The following is a 17,915-nucleotide window of genomic DNA, read 5'->3' as shown; positions in this document are numbered from 1 at the left end:
ACGCTGCGAGACGCTAGGCTCCACGCAGGCACCGTCCCTCCCATCACACCGCACGACAGGAGAGTTCAAGATGTCCAAGGTCAGAGTCGCGGCATTCAGCATTTCCATCGACGGTTTCGCGGCAGGGCCGTGTCAGAGCCTGGAGGCGCCGCTGGGCGCAGGCGGTGAGCAACTGCACGAGTGGATGTTCCCGACCCGCACCTTCAAGCAGATGGTCGGCAGCGAAGGCGGCAGCACCGGCGTCGACGACCGCTTCGCGGTGCGCAGCTTCGAGGGTGTCGGCGCCTGGATCCTGGGCCGCAACATGTTCGGCCCCGTGCGCGGCCCCTGGCCCGACGAGACCTGGAAGGGCTGGTGGGGTGCCAATCCGCCTTACCACGTACCTGTGTTCGTGCTGACCCACCACGCCCGGCCGCCGCTGCAGATGGAAGGCGGCACGACCTTCCATTTCGTGACGGACGGAATCGAAGCCGCGCTGCGGCAGGCGAAGCACGCCGCCGCGGGCAAGGACGTGCGCATCGGCGGCGGTGCTCAGACGATCCGCCAGTATCTGCAGGCCGGTCTGATCGACGAGATGCACCTAGCCATCTCGCCGGTGCTGCTGGGCAGYGGCGAGTCGCTGCTGGGTGGCCTGGACATGCCGGCCCTCGGTTGGCGCGTCACCGAGTGCGAAAGCTCGGGCCAGGCGATGCATGTGGTGATGGCGAGGTGACGACGCAGGTCGCGCGAGCGTCGACGCCGACGTCCAGTGGGGTAGTTGCGCAAGCGGCTTGATGCGCTGCGCCCCAGCGACGGATTTCCTCGGCCACCGGCAGCACCGACAGCCCGTGCGGCGTGAGCCCGTATTGCACGACAGCCGGCACAGGCCCCGTGCGCTCGCGGCTCACCAGCCCGTCGGCCTGCAGCTCGCGCAGCTGCTCGGCCAGCACCTTGGCCGACACGTCTGGCAGGCTGCGCCGCAGCGCGGCGAAGTGCAGCGGGCCATCGGCCAACCGATACATGACAAACAACTTCCAGCGCCCACCGATGGCCGCCAGCGCCGCCGTCAGCGCGCAGCCGGGGATGGCGTTGCCACGCGCCGGGCGAGGACGGTTACCTGCAGGTGCCTTCTTGGCAGTGGACATGGTGCTGCATAGAGTGAACCGGGTCAGTCTAGTCACCCATCCGAGCCCATGCCTTCCCAACACACCCGCCGCACTGCCGCTTCCCTGCTCGTTGTCGCCGGCGCCAGTGCCATCGCCGCACCGGCAGCCAGCGCGCCGCCGCTGCCCGCAACGCCGGCGGGCGCGCCGCAGGACTTCGAATTCGAGCACGGCAAGTGGTACACGTCGCTGCGCCGCCGCCTGCGGCCCCTGAGCGGCTCGGATGTGTGGGCGGAGTACGTCGGCACCACCCTCGTGCACTCGCTGCTGGGCGGCCGAGCGAATCTCGTCGAGCTGGACGTCTCGGGCCCCGACGGGCGCATCCAGGGTCTGTCGCTGCGGCTCTTCGAGGTGCAGCAGCAGCGCTGGACGCTCAACTTCTCCAACGCAGCATCGGGCACGCTCGCCGCGCCGATGGTGGGCGGCTTCGGCGGCAGCCCGCGTGGCCTGTTCTACAGCGCCGAGGGCTTCAATGGCCGGCCTATCCTGGTGCGCTTCATCATCGAGTCCCTGAGCGTCGACCGCTGCCGCTTCGAGCAGGCGTTTTCGGCGGATGGCGGCGTCACGTGGGAGATCAATTGGATTGCGGTGGATACGAGGAGGTCATACTGAAGCGATGGAGAGACCCACGAGCGAACAGATAGCAGCGTTGCCGCCTTACCCCGCGTTGCCGCTCGACCGGATCCACGTGCTTCGCGACGCGGACCAATGCGACTTCGCTGAAGCAGAACTGCGCTTGGCCGGCCAGGTCGGCTTCGACACCGAGAGCAAGCCCATGTTTGTCGCTGGCGGTGAGCAGACAGGACCGCACATCGTGCAGTTCGCGACTGCGGGGCATGCCTTCATCGTACATACGGAAGCGCCGGAGACTGCAGGCTTCCTGCGCGCCATCCTTGAGTCTGAGGTCATCGTCAAGGTGGGGTTCGGCATCGTGTCCGACCGCGTGCCCTTGCACAGGAAGCTGGGCGTGCAGCTCAGCGGTGGGGTCGATGTTTCGCACATGGTGCGGCGACTGGGTTTCCAGCAGGCCGTCGGCCTCAGGGCCGCCGTCGCCATCGTGCTGGGCCAGCGCATGCCCAAGTCCAAGAAAGTCACCACCTCCAACTGGGCCACCCGCAAGCTCAGCCCCCAGCAGCTGCAATACGCGGCCAACGACGCGCACGCGTCGCTGCTGGTGTATCAGGCGCTCCAGGCGATGCCAATGGAGCTTGCGAGAGCTTCATCTCCATGAGTGGCCCTGCCAACGGCCACCCTCCAGCCGTCCGAGTTCTAAACTCAAGAGATGAAGCCGGTCCTGACTTGTCTGGTGGCGACCCTGTTCGCCAGTGCTGGACTGCAGGCCCATGAAACTCCCTGCGGGCCGTATCAAGTGGCCTTTTACGAAACGGGCTTGCTGCATTTCAAGAATGCCGCAGGCGACTACGTCGGCATCGACCGCGACGTCGTCGAGGAAGTCAGCAGGCGCACGGGCTGCTCCTTGGTGCGAGTCATGGAGTCCCGCGTGCGAACCTGGACGGCGCTGGCCGGGGGTACGCTTGACATGACGGTCTCGGGCATAGAAACGCCTGAGCGGCAGAGGTTTGCGCACTTCGTTCCTTATGTCCTGAACAATCGCAACTACCTGATCGTGCGCAACGAACTGGCTGCCACGACGAAGACCATGGACGAGTTCCGGGCGCGAAAGTTTCTGCGCCTGGGTGTAGTCAAGGGTTTTGTCCATGGCGCAACGCTGGACCCCTGGATCGAAGCGCTCCGTCGCGAAGGCCGCATCGATGAAGTGTCAGATCTGGAAGTTCTCGCCAGAGTCTTTGCTGTAGGGCGCGTCGATGCCTTCCTCAGCCAACCGGTGGTCTGGGCCCCACTACTCACGCGCAACCAGCTGGACGGAAAGGTCCAAATCCTCGACTTCGCGCCGCAGGACAACGCAGTCCTGGGGCTCGTGCTGTCGCGCCAGCGGGTTGCGGCCATCGACGTCGACAAGATGCGCAACGCGATCGAGATGATGCGCACCGACGGCACGCTTGAGACGATTTTTGCGCGCTATGTTGACCGGCCGACAGCCCGAGCGCTTGCAGCGCGACCCAGCGGAAAGTAGCGGCAGGCAAGCGCCCGTGGCGCCCTTTCCACTGAAGGCCGGTCTTCAGGTCTTCACGCCCAACTCGCGCAGCCGCTCGTTCAGATAGCTGTCGGCCGTATAGCGATCGCTCAGCACGACGTTGTCGCGCGGATGCAGGAACAGCGGCAGCGACACGCGGCTCTTCTTCGCGCCTTCGCCGGTCGGGTTCACCACGCGGTGCTGGGTCGATGGGTAATAGCCCTCGGAGGCCTCCTGCAGCATGTCGCCGATGTTGATGGTCAACGTGCCGAAATCGCAGGGCACGTCGTGCCAGGCGCCGTCGGTGCCCAGTACCTGCAGGCCCGGCTCGTTGGCGGCGGGCAGGATGGTCAGCAGATTGATGTCGCCATGCGCTGCGGCGCGGATGGAGCCCACCGGCTCTTCGCCCGTCAACGGCGGGTAGCGCAGCACGCGCAGCAGGGTCTTGCTGCTGCCCTGGATCATGTTCGACAGCGGCTCGCGGTACTTGGCCGCGATCTCTGGCGGCGTGTAACGCTCCACCCAGCCCAGCAGTTCCTCCGCCAGCGCATTGGCTTCGCGGTAGTAGGTGAGGGCGTCTTCCTTCAACTGCTCGGGGATGCGGCCCCAGGGGTAGACGTGGAAATACTCCTTGATGTCCTTCTGCTTGGAACCCTTCGCGGTTTCCGAGATGGCGGTCGAGAAATACCCATCCTGGGTTTCCTTGGAAAACGCGTAGCCATGCTTGGCCTCGCTGTTGAAGAAGGCCAGCCAGTCGGCATAGATCTTCTCGACCAGGGTTTGGCGGATCGGGTGGTTGGTCAGCACGCCGAAACCGGTCTCGTGCAGGGAGCGGGTGAACTTCTCCGCGGCGTCGGGCGCACGGTAGTCAACGACCTGGACTTGCATCTGGGATCTCCTGAATGTCCCTCGCGTTCAACCATTCAATCTCGGGGCTGGCGCGACCACCAAGTTTACGGGCCAGTCAACTTTGCTGCATCCCGGTGCGTGAACTTTGTCGCACCCCGTCCACCTTGTCGGGCAAACCCGGAGTGCTAGAGTCCGCCCCTGATACTTTTATTCCTTCCCGTCCCTTTTGCAGTTGCCCCTGGCAACAGCAGAGGTGGGTCGCAATCCGCCAACCGGTCGAGCCGTGTCGCGGAAGGTTCTTCAACCAGCCAACTCCCTGGAAACCGGGGCATGAGGTGAGCGAAAGATGATGCAGCAATACAGGTCCAACTCCTACCTGTTCGGCGGAAACGCGCCGTATGTGGAGGAGATGTACGAGGCCTACCTCGACAACCCGGGTTCCGTCCCGGACAACTGGCGCGCCTATTTCGACGCGTTGCAGCATGTCCCCGCGGTGGATGGCAGCGAGGCGCGCGACGTGGCCCATGCGCCGGTCGTCGAATCATTCGCCCAGCGCGCCAAGGCCAACGCCTTCGCCAACAAGGCTTCCAGCGCCGATCTGGCCGTCGCCCGCAAGCAGGTGCACGTGCAGTCGCTGATCGCGGCCTACCGTTTCCTCGGCAACCGCTGGGCCGAGCTGGACCCCCTCAAGCGCGCCGAGCGCCCCAAGATTCCCGAGCTGGACCCGGCGTTCTACGACCTGACCGAGTCCGACATGGACATCTCGTTCAGCGCCGTGAACAGCTATTTCGGCGGCGAGACGATGACGCTGCGCCAGATCGTGCAGGCCCTGCGCGAGACCTATTGCGGCTCGATCGGCTCCGAATTCATGCACGGCTCCGACCCCGGCGAGAAGCGCTGGTGGCAGGAGCGCCTGGAGAAGGCGCGCGGCAAGCCGACCTTCTCGGCCGAAGAGAAGAAGCACATCCTCGACCGCCTGACCGCGGCCGAAGGCCTGGAGCGCTATCTCCACACCAAGTACGTCGGCCAGAAGCGTTTCTCGCTGGAAGGCGGCGAGAGCTTCATCGCGGCGATGGACGAAGTGATCCAGCGTGGCGGCGAGCGCGGCGTGCAGGAAATCGTCATCGGCATGGCCCACCGYGGCCGCCTGAACGTGCTGGTCAAYACGCTGGGCAWGATGCCCGCCGACCTGTTCGCCGAGTTCGRGCACAAGGCTGCCGAAGACCTGCCGGCCGGCGACGTGAAGTACCACCAGGGCTTCAGCTCCGACGTGTCCACGCCTGGCGGCCCGGTGCACCTGAGCCTGGCTTTCAACCCGTCTCACCTGGAAATCGTCAACCCGGTCGTTGAAGGCAGCGTGCGCGCCCGCCAGGACCGCCGTGGCGACAGCGAAGGCGCCCAGGTGCTGCCGGTGCTGGTGCACGGTGACGCGGCCTTCGGTGGCCAGGGCGTCGTGCAGGAAACGCTGGCGATGGCGCAGACGCGCGGCTACCGCACCGGCGGCACGGTCCACATCATCATCAACAACCAGATCGGCTTCACCACCAGCGACCCGCGCGACCTGCGCTCCACCTGGTACTGCTCCGACGTCGTCAAGATGATCGAAGCGCCGGTGCTGCACGTGAACGGCGACGACCCCGAGGCTGTCGTCTGGGCCACGCAGCTGTGCATGGACTACCGCGCCGAGTTCAAGAAGGACGTCGTCCTGGACATCGTCTGCTTCCGCAAGCTGGGCCACAACGAGCAGGACACGCCGGCGCTGACCCAGCCGCTGATGTACAAGAAAATCGCCGCCCACCCCGGTACGCGCAAGGTCTATGGCGACAAGCTGGTGGCGCAGAACGTGCTGCCGGCCGAAGGCCCGGACGACATGGTCAAGGCCTACCGCGCCGCCATGGACGAAGGCCGCCACACCGTCGACCCGGTGCTGACCAATTTCAAGAGCAAGTTCGCCACCGACTGGTCGCCCTTCCTGGGCAAGAAGTGGACCGACAGCTGCGACACCGCCATTCCGGTGGCCGAGTGGAAACGCCTGGCCGAGAAGCTGACGACGCTGCCCAAGGACTTCGCGGCCCACAACCTCGTTGCCAAGCTCTACGCCGACCGCGCCACGATGGGCCGCGGCGAAGTCAACATCGACTGGGGTATGGGCGAGTCCATGGCTTTCGCGTCGCTGGTGGCTTCGGGCTACCCAGTGCGCCTGTCCGGCGAGGACAGCGGCCGCGGCACGTTCACGCACCGCCACGCCGTGCTGCACGACCAGAACCGCGCCAACTGGGACGCCGGCACCTACATCCCGCTGCAGAACGTGGCCGAAGGCCAGGCACCGTTCACCGTCATCGACTCCATCCTGTCTGAAGAAGCGGTGCTGGGCTTCGAGTACGGCTATGCCGCGGCCGAGCCCAACACGCTGACGATCTGGGAGGCGCAGTTCGGCGAYTTYGYCAACGGCGCCCAGGTCGTSATCGAYCAGTTCATCGCSKCCGGCGAAGYSAAGTGGGGCCGCWYCAMCGGCCTGACSMTGMTGCTGCCGCAYGGYTACGAAGGCCAGGGCCCGGAGCACAGCTCSGCGCGYCTGGAGCGYTTCMTGCAGCTGGCCGCGGACAACAACATGCAGGTCGTGCAGCCCACCAACGCCGCGCAGATCTTCCACGTGCTGCGCCGCCAGATGCTGCGCATGTTCCGCAAGCCCCTGGTCATCATGACGCCCAAGAGCCTGCTGCGCGCGAAGGATGCCACCTCGCCGCTGGCCGATTTCACCAAGGGCGATTTCAAGACCATCATCGGTGAACAGGACGCCGCGCTGAATGCCGAGAAGGTCAAGCGTGTCATCGTCTGCTCGGGCAAGGTCTATTACGACCTGGTCAAGGCGCGGGCCGAGAAGAAGTCCGCCGACGTGGCCATCGTGCGCGTCGAGCAGCTCTACCCCTTCCCGCACAAGGCCTTCGCGGCCGAGTTGAAGAAGTACCCGAACGCCACCGACATCGTCTGGTGCCAGGACGAACCGCAGAACCAGGGCGCCTGGTTCTTCGTGCAGCACTATGTGCACGAGAACATGAGCGAAGGCCAGAAGCTCGGCTATGCCGGCCGTCCGGCCAGCGCCAGCCCGGCCTGCGGCTATGCCCACCTGCACCAGGAGCAGCAGAAGGCGCTGCTGGATCAGGCGTTTGCCAAGCTCAAGGGCTTCATCCTCACCAAATAAGGACCGCAATGCGCAGCGCCCCGATCGGCGCTGCGCTTGCTCGCGCCTGCACCATCACACCGAATAAAGAACACGGAGCCTCCCACCATGGCCATCGTTGACGTCCAAGTTCCCCAGTTTTCCGAATCCGTTTCCGAGGGCACGCTGCTGACCTGGAAGAAGAAGCCCGGCGAAGCTGTCACCATCGACGAAACCCTCGTCGAGATCGAGACCGACAAGGTCGTGCTCGAAGTGCCCGCACCTGCCTCCGGCGTGCTAGCCGAAGTCCTGGTGGCTGACGGCAGCACCGTCGTCAGCCAGCAACTGCTCGCCAAGATCGACACCGAAGGCAAGGCCGGCGCTGCTGCAGCCGCACCTGCCGCTGCTGCTGCCGCACCTGTGGCCGCCGCTGCACCTGCTGCCGCCAACAAGGGCGATGTGGCCATGCCCGCCGCCGCCAAGATCCTGGCCGAGAAGGGCCTGGCTGCCACCGACGTGGCCGGCTCCGGCAAGGACGGCCGCGTGACCAAGGGCGACGCCCTTGGCGCCCAGCCCAAGCCTGCTGCCGTCGCCGCGCCGCTGGTCGTGCCTGCGTCGCCCGCGGTCGCCAAGCCGCTGCCCGCCGTGGCCGCGCCGGCCCAGCAGAACCTGGGCGACCGCCCCGAGCAGCGCGTGCCCATGACCCGCCTGCGCGCCCGCATCGCCGAGCGCCTGGTGCAGTCGCAGTCGACCAACGCCATCCTGACCACCTTCAACGAAGTCAACATGGCCCCGGTCATGGAGATGCGCAAGAAGTTCCAGGAGAAGTTCGAGAAGGAACATGGCGTCAAGCTCGGCTTCATGAGCTTCTTCGTCAAGGCGGCCGTCGCGGCGCTGAAGAAGTACCCGATCATCAATGCGTCGGTCGACGGCAACGACATCGTCTACCACGGCTACTTCGACATCGGCATTGCGGTGGGCTCGCCTCGCGGCCTCGTCGTGCCGGTGCTGCGCAATGTCGACCAGATGAGCTTCGCCGACATTGAAAAGAAGATCGCCGAGTTTGGCCAGAAGGCCAAGGACGGCAAGCTGTCCATCGACGACCTGACCGGCGGCACCTTCTCCATCTCCAACGGCGGCACCTTCGGCTCCATGCTGTCTACGCCCATCATCAACCCGCCTCAGTCGGCCATCCTGGGCGTTCACGCCACCAAGGACCGCGCGGTGGTGGAGAACGGCCAGGTCGTGGTGCGGCCGATCAACTACCTCGCCATGTCCTATGACCACCGCATCATCGACGGCCGCGAGGCCGTGCTGGGCCTGGTGACGATGAAAGAAGCGCTGGAAGACCCCGCCCGCTTGCTGTTCGACATCTAAGAAAGCCAAGGAACGATCAGCATGAGCACCAAGCAATTCGACGTCGTCGTCATCGGCGGCGGCCCCGGCGGTTACATCGCGGCCATCCGCGCGGCCCAGCTGGGCATGAACGTGGCCTGCATCGACGAGTGGAAGAACGACAAGGGCGGCCCCGCCCTCGGCGGCACCTGTACCAACGTCGGCTGCATCCCGTCCAAGGCGCTGCTGCAGTCCAGCGAGCACTACGAGCAGCTCAACCACCACTTTGCCGACCACGGCATCACGGCGGACAACGTCAAGATGGACGTCGCCAAGATGCTGGCCCGCAAGGACCAGGTCGTGAAGCAGAACAACGACGGCATCGTCTACCTGTTCAAGAAGAACAAGGTCACGTTCTTCCACGGTCGTGGCTCCTTCGTTGCCGCCAAGGATGGCGGTTATGAGCTCAAGGCTGGTGAGGAAACCATCGCGGCCAAGCAGGTCATCATCGCCACCGGCTCCAACGCCCGTGCGCTGCCCGGCGTGCCGTTTGATGAAGAGAACATCCTGTCCAACGACGGCGCGCTGCGCGTCGGCGCGACGCCCAAGAAGCTGGGCCTGATCGGCGCCGGCGTCATCGGCCTGGAGATGGGCTCGGTCTGGCGCCGCCTGGGTGCCGAAGTCACGGTGCTGGAAGGCCTGCCGGCCTTCCTGGGCGCGGTGGATGAGAGCGTCGCCAAGGAGGCCGCCAAGGTCTTCAAGAAGCAGGGCCTGGACATCCAGCTCGGTGTCAAGGTCGGCGAGGTCAAGTCGGGCAAGAAGGGCGTCAGCGTCGCCTACACCGACGCCAAGGGCGAAGCCAAGACGCTGGAGGTCGACAAGCTCATCGTCTCCATCGGACGTGTGCCCAACACCATCGGCTTGGGTGCTGATGTGGTCGGCCTCAAGCTGGACGAGCGCGGCGCCATCGTCGTGGATGACGACTGCAAGACCAGCCTGCCGGGCGTCTGGGCCATCGGCGACGTCGTGCGCGGCCCGATGCTCGCGCACAAGGCCGAGGAAGAGGGCGTTGCCGTGGCCGAACGCATGGCTGGCCAGCATGGGCACGTGAACTTCAACACCGTGCCCTGGGTCATCTACACCAGCCCCGAGATCGCCTGGGTCGGCAAGACCGAGCAGCAGCTCAAGGCTGACGGCGTCGCCTACAAGGCCGGCCAGTTCCCCTTCCTGGCCAACGGCCGCGCCCGTGCGCTGGGTGACACGACCGGCTTCGTCAAGTTCCTGGCCGACGCCAAGACCGACGAGATCCTGGGCGTGCACATCATTGGCCCGTTCGCGTCGGAGCTGATCTCCGAGGCGGTGGTGGCGATGGAGTTCAAGGCCTCGGCCGAGGACATCGCACGCATCTGCCACGCGCATCCGTCGCTGAGCGAGGCGACCAAGGAAGCGGCCCTGGCCGTCGACAAGCGCACGCTGAACTTCTGATCGAGCAGCGCAAGCAATAAGGGGCGGCCATTCAGTCGCCCCTTTTTCTTCATGACCAGCGTCACTGAGCTTTATCAGCAAACCCTCGCCGAGCGCGGCTACAAAGCCGACGCAGCCCAGCTGCGCGCGGTCGAAGCCTTGCAGCGCTGCCAGGACGAATGGGCCAGCTACAAGGCCCGCCGCGCCAATGCCGTCACCAAGCTGCTGGTGCGCCCGCCCATCCCGCGCGGCGTCTACATGTATGGCGGCGTGGGGCGGGGCAAGAGCTTCCTGATGGACTGCTTCTTCCAGGCCGTGCCACTGCAGCGCAAGACGCGGCTGCACTTTCACGAGTTCATGCGCGAGGTGCACCGCGAGCTGCAGGAGCTCAAGGGCATTGCCGACCCGCTGGACGAACTCGGCAAGCGCATCGCGCGGCGTTTCCGCCTGATCTGCTTCGACGAGTTCCACGTCGCCGACGTGACCGACGCGATGATCCTGCACCGCCTGCTGGACGCGCTGTTCCGCAACCGCGTGTCCATCATCACGACGTCCAACTTCCACCCGGACGGCCTCTATCCCAACGGCTTGCACCGCGACCGCATCCTGCCAGCCATCGAGCTGCTGAAGGCCAACCTCGAGGTCATCAATGTCGATGCCGGCACCGACTACCGGCGCCGCACGCTGGAGGACATGAATCTCTACCTGACGCCGCTGAACGAGTCGACGGAAGCGGCGCTTACCCAGGCCTTCGAGTCCCTCGCAGAAGCGCAGGACGAGGACCGCAAGCTGATGATCGAGCACCGCGCCCTCTACGCGCGTCGGCGTGCCGGCGGTGTCGTCTGGTTCGATTTCGCAACGCTTTGTGGTGGTCCACGCTCGCAGAACGACTACCTCGAGCTGGCCAGTCAGTTCCATACCGTCATCCTGTCCGACGTGCCCGAGATGCCGGTGCGCCTGGCCAGCGAGGCGCGCCGCTTCACCTGGCTGGTGGACGTGCTCTACGACCGCCGCGTCAAACTCATCATTTCGGCCGCGGTGCCAGCGGAGCAGCTTTACACCGAAGGGCCGCTGGCTCACGAATTCCCGCGCACGGTGTCGCGCTTGCAGGAAATGCGCTCGGCCGAATACCTCGCCTTGGCCCGTCGCGAGGTTGATACTTCGCTCACATGAGGCCATCCCCTACTCGCTTCGCGCACCTTGCAGGCCGCGCCGACTCCGGAGGGGCCGACCCTTCGGCAGGCGCAAACGGCGTGCCGTTTGTGTCCGGCCTCAGCCCCCTTCGAGGGGGCGCCGCCAGTGGTCCGGCAAAGCCGGTTCCACGGCGGCCGCTTGATGTGGCCGCCTGCTGTCGCGGCGGCCTGCTGGTGGGGTTCTGGCTCGCGGCCGTGGTGGCTTGTGCGGATACACCTCGGCCGGCCACGCGTGCCGAGGTCGCTGTCCAGCGCGCCGCCATCGAGCAGCGCTTCGCGCAGGAAAAGCTGGACTGCGAGCAGCGCTTTTCCGTCGCTGCCTGCCTGGATGAGCTGCGTCGGCGCCGCCACGAGGCGTTGGCACCCCTGGTGCGACGGGAAAATGAACTCGCGGCCGAGGAGCGTCGTGCCCGCGCGGCAGCCCAGACCCAGCGCGTGCGCGAACGCGAGCTCGCCGCGTCTCAGGACGAGGGCCAGAAGCGCGAGCGCATCCTCACGGCGCCGCCGCCGGCTCCACCTGCGGTGGCCGCCTCCCGCACGCCCCGCGCGCGGAGCCCGGAAGATGCCGCACGCCAGCGCCAGCAGGCAGAGAACAAGGCGCAGGGCGAGGCGGCCAAGCGCCGCGAGCAGGCTGAGGTGCGCGAGAAGCGTCAGCAGCAGCGCATTGCCGAGCACGAGGCCAGACAGAAGGCCAGGGCCAAGCCGCTGGCTGCGCCCCTGCCTTTGCCGGGCGCATCAGCCGCGTCGCGGTAGCGGCCGCTAATCGAGGTTCTCGAGCTTGACGATGGCGACGGACAGGTTGTCGCCGCCGCCCCGGGCGCGCTGGCGCGCCTTGCTCACCAGCAACTCGGCCGCTTCGCGCGGCGGCAGGCTGTAGAGCACGCTGCCCAGCTCCTGGGCGGTGAAGTAATGCCAGAGCCCGTCGCTGCAGCACATCAGCGTGTCGCCGACCTCCAGGTTCTCGAAGCGCTCCGATGTCGACGTCGGGTCCTGCACCGTTCCCAGGCAGGCCGTCAGCAGATTGCTCTGCGGATGCGAGCTGGCCTCGGCCTCGGTGAGCTGGCCCTCGTCGACGAGGCGCTGCACATAGGAGTGGTCCATGGAGCGCTTGACCAGGCGCGCGCCGCGGAACCAGTAGATGCGCGAGTCGCCGGAATGGATCCAGTGCACGCAGCGGTCGCTGGTGATGACGAAGCCGGCGATCGTGCTGTGCGGTTCCTCCTCGGCGGAGATGGCCGTCAGCTTGATCATCAGGTGCGCCTCCGCCGTGATCTGGCTCAGCAGCTCGGCAGGCAGCTCATCCTCGGGCGAATAGCGCTCGAACAGCTGGTGCGCCGTCAGGATGACCTGGTCGGCCGCCTTGCGCCCGCCGCTCTTGCCGCCCATGCCGTCTGCCACGATGCCCATCATGCAGCCCGCTATGCGCGGGTGGGCGATGACGGCCACCTGATCCTGCTGATAGGCCCGGTCCCCGCGATGGGTGCCGGTGGCGGCGTTGAGTCGGAAACCGACGGCGGTGGGGGAGGGCATGCCGAAAACTATACTGGTCGGTGAGCTTGTGCCCGCATCGAACCGCCTTCGTAAACCCTTGGATGGATGAACAACTTCACTCGTTGCCCCGGCGGCTCATCGAGCTGCGCATGGAGCATGGCGACCTCGACGCGATGATCGACCGACTGGTCGAACAGTCGCCGGTGGACGAGTTGGCACTGCAGCGGCTGAAGAAGCGCCGCCTGGTTCTGCGCGACATGATTGCCCGGTTGGAGGCCGCCACCGAGCCCGATGAACCCGCCTGATCTCGACGACTGGCTCGACGCCCTCGATCAGGCCACCCCTCCCGCCCCGCCCGCTGCTGACGAACTCGAACAGGCTGTTTTGGCCGCTTTCGACCTGGACGGCCCCTTGGCGCGCCTGGACCGGGGCTACAGGCCCCGCGCGCCCCAGTTGGAGATGACCCGTGCCGTCGCCCGGGCGCTCAGCCGCCGCCAGGCCCTGGTCGTCGAAGCGGGTACCGGTGTCGGCAAGACCTTCGCCTACCTCGTCCCGGCCCTGCTGGCGGGTAGCCGTGCCCTCATCAGCACCGCCACCAAGAGCCTGCAGGACCAGCTCTTCCTGCGCGACCTGCCGCGACTGACCAAGGCCTTGAACACGCCGGTGCGGCTGGCGCTGCTGAAGGGACGCAGCAGCTACCTCTGCCTGCACCGCATGAAGGAGGCGCGCGTGTCCGGCGAGTTCCCGGACCGGCGTACGGCGCTGTCGCTGGCCCGCATCGAGCGCTGGGCCCTGGGCACGACAACGGGCGACTTCGCCGAGATCGACGGCTTGGACGAGCGCTCGCCCATCATCCCCATCGTCAGCTCCAGCCGCGAGAACTGCCTTGGCCAGGAGTGCCCGGACTGGAAGAGCTGCTACGTCGTCAAGGCGCGACGCGAGGCCATGGAGGCCGATGTCGTCGTCGTCAACCACCACCTCTTCTTCGCCGACATGACGCTGCGCGATACCGGCGTGGCCGAGCTGCTGCCCAGCGTCGAGATCGCCATCTTCGACGAGGCCCACCAGCTCGCCGAGGCCGGCGTGCAGTTCCTCGGCACGCTGCTGGGTACGGCCTCGCTGATCGATTTCGCGCGTGATGTGCTGGCCCAGGGCCTGGCCCATGCACGCGGCGTGCACGACTGGCAGGGCTTGCATGCGGGTGTCGAGAAGGCGGCGCGGGAGCTGCGCCTGGCCGCGGCCGGCCCGCTGGCCACCGCCGGCCGCGAGCTGCGCGGCACACTCAAGCTGGGCTGGAAGGAGAGGGCGAACCAGCCCGGTTTCGCCACGGCGCTGGCTGGCGTCGAAGTGGCGACGGCCAAGGCCTTGGAGGCCCTGACCGCCGTGCGCGAGGCTGCGCCCGATTTCGCGCGCCTGTGTGAGCGGGCCCAGGAGTTGCGTGAGTTGGCCAAACAGTTCGCCACCGACCCTGATCCGGGAGACGTGCGCTGGATCGACATCAGCCCGCATGCGGCCCGCCTGGTCGAGTCACCCCTGGACATCCGCGACGCGATGCAGCAGCAGCTGGAGGGGCCGCCCAAGGCCTGGGTGTTCACCTCGGCCACGCTGGGCGACGACGAAGGGTTGACGTGGTTCACCGAGCCCGCTGGCCTGACCGAGGCCGAGGTGCTGCGTGTCGGCAGCCCCTTCGACTATCCGACTCATGCGCGCCTTTACGTGCCGCGCGGTTTCCCAAAGCCCAGTGAGCCCAGCCATCCGCCCAGCGTTGCTCTGCTGGCGTCACGCCTGGCACGGGCGCTAGGCGGTCGCACTTTCGTGCTGACCACGACGTTGCGCAATCTGCAGACCGTGGCTGACGCGCTGCGTGAGCGCTTCGAGGAGGCCGGCGACGCGATCGCCGTGCTGCAGCAGGGCGCTGCCCCCAAGCGTGTGCTGCTGCAGCGCTTCATCGACAACCCGGCGTCGGTCCTGGTCGGCTCGGCCAGCTTCTGGGAAGGCATCGATGTGCCCGGCGACGCACTGCAATGCGTGATCATCGACAAATTGCCCTTCCCGCCGCCCAACGACCCGCTCGTGGAGGCGCGTGTGCAGCGCCTGGAGGCCCAGGGGCGCAATGCCTTCTCGGAGTACTTCGTCGCCGAGGCGGCGATTGCGCTCAAGCAGGGCGCCGGGCGGTTGATCCGCACCGAGACCGATCGTGGCCTGCTGGTGGTGTGCGACCCGCGCATGGCGGGCATGAACTACGGACGCCGCCTGCGTGCGGCTCTGCCGCCGATGACGGCGGTGGCCAACGAAGCCGAGGCCCTGGCTTGGCTAGAGGAACTCAGCGCCAGCCGGCGCTGAAGGCGCCGATCATCAGTGGCCGACGCCGAAGCGTCAGATCACCAGAGTTGCCACCAGGGCTTCTTGCGGTTGGCGCCGTTGCTGGCGTACTGGCTGTCGGGGAAGTTCTTGTCCAGCACGCGGCGCGCGTCGTCACGCAGCTGGGTCAGGCCGAGCTTGTCATAGCTCTCGCCCATGATGAAGAGGCCTTCCTCGATGCCGGGCGCGTACTGGAACTCGGCCACGGCCGACTGGGCGCGGTTCGCCGCGGCGACGTAGGCCTTGCGGTTGAAGTAGTAGCGCGCCACGTGGATCTCGTAGGCCGCCAGCGTGTTGGTGATGAAGTTGATGCGCGTCGTCGCCTCGGCCGCGTACTTGGACTCGGGGAATTGCTCGACGAGCTGGCGGAAGGCCAGCAGGGCTTCTCGCGAGGCCTGCTGGTCGCGCTCGGACACGTCCTGGTTGGCCAGGCGGCCGAACAGCCCCAAGTCCTCGTTGAAGTTGACGACGCCCTTCATGTACAGGGCGTAGTCCATCGCCGGGCTGGACGGGTTGAGCTTGATGAAGCGGTCCAGCGTGGCAATCGCCTGGGCGCGCTCGCCCGTGCGGTAGTACGCCCAGGCCACATCCAGCGTCGCCTGCTGGCCCATCGTCGTGCCGGCGGCGCGACCTTCGATCTTTTCGAGCGCCTTGATGGCGCGGTCGTAACTGCCGGCGTTCAGGTCGTCCTTGGCGTCTGCATACAATTTGTCCAGCGCCGCCTGGGAGTTCGGATCCTCCTTGGCCGTGGAGCCGCAACCGCTCAAGCCCAGCGCGAACGCCATCAGGACAGTGCCAGCGACGACGCGGGCGGTCTTGAATTTCTCAACAAACATGTCTGAAGTCGACGGCGATGCTGCCGGCTGGTCACAGGGAACAATGGACGCGGAGTATAGGGTGGGGGGTCAGGACGAATTCGAGCCGGGGGTCGAAGAAGCCGGCGACGCTGAACGGCGCACGGCAGATGTCGATGCCGCCGGCCATGGCGAGCGCCTGGACCGCTGGCTGACGACACGGGCGCCGGAGTTCTCGCGCAACCATCTGCAATCCCTGATCGAGCGCGGCTGCGTGACGGTGGACGGCAAGGTGCTGGAGAAGGCCGCCCACAAGCTGCGCGCCGGCCAGCGCGTCGAGATCGAATTGCTGCCGACCGACGAGAGCCGCGCTTTCCGTGCCGAGGCCATGGCGCTGGACTTCGTCTATGAGGACGAGCACATGGCGGTGGTCAACAAGCCTGCCGGCCTGGTCGTGCACCCGGCCGCGGGCAACTGGTCGGGTACGCTGATGAACGGCCTGCTTGCCCATCACGCCGCCGCAGCGACGCTGCCGCGCGGCGGCATCGTGCACCGGCTGGACAAGGACACCAGCGGCGTCATGGTCGTTGGCAAGACGCTGGCGGCCGTCACGGCACTGATGCGCCAGATTTCAGCGCGCGAGGTGCACCGCGAATACCTGGCTCTGGCCTGGGGGCGTGTCGAGGAGCCTTTCGTCGTCGACCAGGCCATGCGCCGCGACCCGGTGTCGCGCGTCAAGATGGCCATTGCCCCCGCCAACCTCGGCAAGCCGGCGCGTACCGATTTCTTTCCGTTGGGTGTCGGCGAAGTGAATGGTCGGGCGATCAGCGCGGTGCATTGCGTGCTGCACACGGGTCGCACCCACCAGATCCGCGTGCACCTGACGCACAGCGGCCACCCCATGCTGGCGGACGTGCTCTATGGCGGCGCGCCGGCCCTGGGCCTCACGCGCCAGGCCCTGCATGCGGCACGGCTGTCCCTCACCCACCCGACCACCGGCGAACCTCTGGTGCTGACCGCGCCGCTGCCCGCCGACCTGGCCTCCGCCTGGGCCCAGATCGGTGCCGCCGACCTGCCCGGCTGACAGGGCTATACAATGCACCTCGGTTGTCGTGGCAGCCAGCGCGCCAAATGTGCGCGACCCGTGCGGTTAGCAGTTCATCCGCCCGCCCGGTCAACCACCCCGATCGCGTCTCGCTGGAAGGCTGTTGAGCCCCACCGTGACGCCCGGACAGACCCCGTCCGCATTGCCTGCCGAACGCTGTGAGCGCCCAGGCCCGGACGGATTGCCAAGCCAGGCTTGATTGAGGGCGCGATTGCGTTCATGAACACCCAGGATGCCAAGCGCGTCCTCGAGACCGCACTGATCTGTGCTTCGCAGCCGCTGACGCTGCGCGAGCTGCGCAGCCTGTTCGCCGACGAACTCGGCGCCGATACCGTGCGCAGCCTGCTTGACGAGCTGAGCCGCGATTGGGAAGGCAAGGGCGTCGAGCTGGTGGCGCTGGCCTCGGGCTGGCGCTTCCAGAGCCGCCCCGAGCTGCGCGAGTACCTCGACCGGCTGCATCCCGAGAAGCCGCCGCGCTATTCGCGTGCCGTGCTGGAGACGCTGGCCATCATTGCCTACCGCCAGCCTGTCACGCGCGGCGACATCGAGGACATCCGTGGCGTCGTCGTCGCCAGCCAGATCGTCAAGCAGCTTGAGGACCGCGGCTGGATCGAGGCCATCGGCCACCGCGAGACCCCGGGCCGCCCGGCGTTGTACGCGACGACCAAGTCCTTCCTGGACGACCTGGGCCTGGCCAGCCTGGAACAGTTGCCCGCCCTGGACATTGGCGGCGAAGCCCCGCCAGCCTTCGAGGCGCTGCAGGGCCAGCTGCTGGACAACTCAGAAGACGCTGAGTTGCCGGCCGAGGCTTCCGCTGAAACGCCCGCCGAAATCCCTGCCGAAATCCCAGCAGAGCCGCCTGCCGAAGAGATCGTCCCGAGTCTGAGCCTGTTTGGCGACGACGGCACGCCCGCACTTCCCAATCC

General features: G+C 66.7%; 17 protein-coding genes. 13 read left to right on the top strand and 4 right to left on the bottom strand.

Annotated elements, in window-relative coordinates; translation table 11 throughout:
- Positions 1 to 70: 70 nt before the first annotated feature.
- Positions 71 to 712 (top strand): dihydrofolate reductase family protein, encoded by a 642-nt coding sequence (locus tag ACXJKJ_RS25410; RefSeq protein ID WP_457393473.1) that lies wholly within the window; start codon positions 71 to 73, stop codon positions 710 to 712.
- On the opposite strand, the gene ACXJKJ_RS25405 is transcribed toward ACXJKJ_RS25410, so the two are convergent.
- A complete protein-coding gene (locus tag ACXJKJ_RS25405) occupies positions 660 to 1,124 on the bottom strand; it encodes a winged helix-turn-helix transcriptional regulator (protein WP_457393471.1) in 465 nt (154 codons plus the stop codon). The genes ACXJKJ_RS25410 and ACXJKJ_RS25405 overlap by 53 nt on opposite strands.
- Before the next feature lie 48 nt (positions 1,125 to 1,172).
- Between ACXJKJ_RS25405 and ACXJKJ_RS25400 the strand changes: the two genes are divergently transcribed.
- The 3 genes from ACXJKJ_RS25400 to ACXJKJ_RS25390 all read left to right on the top strand — a co-directional run bounded on the left by ACXJKJ_RS25400 (position 1,173) and on the right by ACXJKJ_RS25390 (position 3,237).
- Positions 1,173 to 1,754 carry a hypothetical protein gene (locus tag ACXJKJ_RS25400; RefSeq protein WP_457393469.1) on the top strand — a complete coding sequence of 194 codons (582 nt, stop codon included), beginning with the start codon at positions 1,173 to 1,175 and terminating at the stop codon, positions 1,752 to 1,754.
- A 76-nt stretch (positions 1,755 to 1,830) separates the two neighbouring features.
- Positions 1,831 to 2,373, top strand: a complete 543-nt coding sequence (locus ACXJKJ_RS25395; protein ID WP_457393467.1) for a 3'-5' exonuclease — start codon at positions 1,831 to 1,833, stop codon at positions 2,371 to 2,373.
- 51 nt (positions 2,374 to 2,424) lie between these two features.
- A complete protein-coding gene (locus tag ACXJKJ_RS25390) occupies positions 2,425 to 3,237 on the top strand; it encodes a substrate-binding periplasmic protein (RefSeq protein ID WP_457393465.1) in 813 nt (270 codons plus the stop codon).
- Positions 3,238 to 3,282: 45 nt separating this feature from the next.
- Here the strand turns inward: ACXJKJ_RS25390 and ACXJKJ_RS25385 are convergent, their stop codons facing one another.
- Positions 3,283 to 4,125 carry an isopenicillin N synthase family dioxygenase gene (locus ACXJKJ_RS25385; RefSeq protein ID WP_056198202.1) on the bottom strand — a complete coding sequence of 281 codons (843 nt, stop codon included), beginning with the start codon at positions 4,123 to 4,125 and terminating at the stop codon, positions 3,283 to 3,285.
- Positions 4,126 to 4,432: 307 nt separating this feature from the next.
- Here ACXJKJ_RS25385 and ACXJKJ_RS25380 point away from each other — a divergent pair, with 307 nt between their 5' ends.
- From ACXJKJ_RS25380 to ACXJKJ_RS25360, 5 genes are all read left to right on the top strand, one after another.
- On the top strand, positions 4,433 to 7,288 hold the full coding sequence (locus tag ACXJKJ_RS25380) for a 2-oxoglutarate dehydrogenase E1 component (RefSeq protein WP_457393463.1): 2,856 nt from the start codon (positions 4,433 to 4,435) through the stop codon (positions 7,286 to 7,288).
- A gap of 87 nt (positions 7,289 to 7,375) precedes the next feature.
- Positions 7,376 to 8,623, top strand: a complete 1,248-nt coding sequence (gene odhB / locus ACXJKJ_RS25375; protein ID WP_056198198.1) for a 2-oxoglutarate dehydrogenase complex dihydrolipoyllysine-residue succinyltransferase — start codon at positions 7,376 to 7,378, stop codon at positions 8,621 to 8,623.
- Between the two features lie 21 nt (positions 8,624 to 8,644).
- The gene (gene lpdA / locus ACXJKJ_RS25370) at positions 8,645 to 10,066 is read left to right on the top strand and encodes a dihydrolipoyl dehydrogenase (RefSeq protein WP_457393461.1); all 1,422 of its coding nucleotides are present in this window, start codon (positions 8,645 to 8,647) and stop codon (positions 10,064 to 10,066) included.
- A 51-nt stretch (positions 10,067 to 10,117) separates the two neighbouring features.
- Positions 10,118 to 11,218: a cell division protein ZapE gene (gene zapE / locus ACXJKJ_RS25365; RefSeq protein WP_457393459.1), complete on the top strand. Its 1,101-nt coding sequence runs from the start codon at positions 10,118 to 10,120 to the stop codon at positions 11,216 to 11,218.
- Between the two features lie 164 nt (positions 11,219 to 11,382).
- A complete protein-coding gene (locus ACXJKJ_RS25360) occupies positions 11,383 to 11,991 on the top strand; it encodes a hypothetical protein (RefSeq protein WP_457393457.1) in 609 nt (202 codons plus the stop codon).
- A 6-nt stretch (positions 11,992 to 11,997) separates the two neighbouring features.
- On the opposite strand, the gene ACXJKJ_RS25355 is transcribed toward ACXJKJ_RS25360, so the two are convergent.
- Positions 11,998 to 12,768 carry a PP2C family protein-serine/threonine phosphatase gene (locus ACXJKJ_RS25355; protein WP_056198187.1) on the bottom strand — a complete coding sequence of 257 codons (771 nt, stop codon included), beginning with the start codon at positions 12,766 to 12,768 and terminating at the stop codon, positions 11,998 to 12,000.
- Between the two features lie 62 nt (positions 12,769 to 12,830).
- Between ACXJKJ_RS25355 and ACXJKJ_RS25350 the strand changes: the two genes are divergently transcribed.
- Both ACXJKJ_RS25350 and ACXJKJ_RS25345 read left to right on the top strand, forming a co-directional pair.
- On the top strand, positions 12,831 to 13,034 hold the full coding sequence (locus tag ACXJKJ_RS25350; protein ID WP_056198185.1) for a YdcH family protein: 204 nt from the start codon (positions 12,831 to 12,833) through the stop codon (positions 13,032 to 13,034).
- Entirely contained in the window at positions 13,021 to 15,072 is a 2,052-nt protein-coding gene (locus ACXJKJ_RS25345; RefSeq protein WP_457393455.1) for an ATP-dependent DNA helicase, read from the top strand. The genes ACXJKJ_RS25350 and ACXJKJ_RS25345 overlap by 14 nt, the downstream gene beginning before the upstream one ends.
- Before the next feature lie 38 nt (positions 15,073 to 15,110).
- On the opposite strand, the gene ACXJKJ_RS25340 is transcribed toward ACXJKJ_RS25345, so the two are convergent.
- Positions 15,111 to 15,926: an outer membrane protein assembly factor BamD gene (locus ACXJKJ_RS25340; RefSeq protein WP_057296253.1), complete on the bottom strand. Its 816-nt coding sequence runs from the start codon at positions 15,924 to 15,926 to the stop codon at positions 15,111 to 15,113.
- A 43-nt stretch (positions 15,927 to 15,969) separates the two neighbouring features.
- Here ACXJKJ_RS25340 and ACXJKJ_RS25335 point away from each other — a divergent pair, with 43 nt between their 5' ends.
- Both ACXJKJ_RS25335 and scpB read left to right on the top strand, forming a co-directional pair.
- Entirely contained in the window at positions 15,970 to 16,968 is a 999-nt protein-coding gene (locus ACXJKJ_RS25335) for an RluA family pseudouridine synthase (RefSeq protein ID WP_457349926.1), read from the top strand.
- 240 nt (positions 16,969 to 17,208) lie between these two features.
- A partial coding sequence (gene scpB / locus ACXJKJ_RS25330; protein WP_457393452.1) for an SMC-Scp complex subunit ScpB occupies positions 17,209 to 17,915 on the top strand: 707 nt, incomplete at its 3' end.

Source organism: Roseateles sp. P5_E1, from assembly GCF_054049335.1.
Note: the sequence above shows the minus strand (reverse complement) of the source record. Positions and strands in the feature narration are given on the sequence as shown.

Bases quoted from the DNA above. Each gene is read 5' to 3' on its own strand.
- ACXJKJ_RS25405 (WP_457393471.1), bottom strand. From the start codon at position 1,124: ATGTCCACTGCCAAGAAGGCACCTGCAGGTAACCGTCCTCGCCCGGCG.
- ACXJKJ_RS25400 (WP_457393469.1), top strand. From the start codon at position 1,173: ATGCCTTCCCAACACACCCGCCGCACTGCCGCTTCCCTGCTCGTTGTC.
- ACXJKJ_RS25390 (WP_457393465.1), top strand. From the start codon at position 2,425: ATGAAGCCGGTCCTGACTTGTCTGGTGGCGACCCTGTTCGCCAGTGCT.
- ACXJKJ_RS25385 (WP_056198202.1), bottom strand. From the start codon at position 4,125: ATGCAAGTCCAGGTCGTTGACTACCGTGCGCCCGACGCCGCGGAGAAG.
- odhB (WP_056198198.1), top strand. From the start codon at position 7,376: ATGGCCATCGTTGACGTCCAAGTTCCCCAGTTTTCCGAATCCGTTTCC.
- lpdA (WP_457393461.1), top strand. From the start codon at position 8,645: ATGAGCACCAAGCAATTCGACGTCGTCGTCATCGGCGGCGGCCCCGGC.
- zapE (WP_457393459.1), top strand. From the start codon at position 10,118: ATGACCAGCGTCACTGAGCTTTATCAGCAAACCCTCGCCGAGCGCGGC.
- ACXJKJ_RS25355 (WP_056198187.1), bottom strand. From the start codon at position 12,768: ATGCCCTCCCCCACCGCCGTCGGTTTCCGACTCAACGCCGCCACCGGC.
- ACXJKJ_RS25350 (WP_056198185.1), top strand. From the start codon at position 12,831: ATGGATGAACAACTTCACTCGTTGCCCCGGCGGCTCATCGAGCTGCGC.
- ACXJKJ_RS25345 (WP_457393455.1), top strand. From the start codon at position 13,021: ATGAACCCGCCTGATCTCGACGACTGGCTCGACGCCCTCGATCAGGCC.
- ACXJKJ_RS25340 (WP_057296253.1), bottom strand. From the start codon at position 15,926: ATGTTTGTTGAGAAATTCAAGACCGCCCGCGTCGTCGCTGGCACTGTC.
- ACXJKJ_RS25335 (WP_457349926.1), top strand. From the start codon at position 15,970: ATGGACGCGGAGTATAGGGTGGGGGGTCAGGACGAATTCGAGCCGGGG.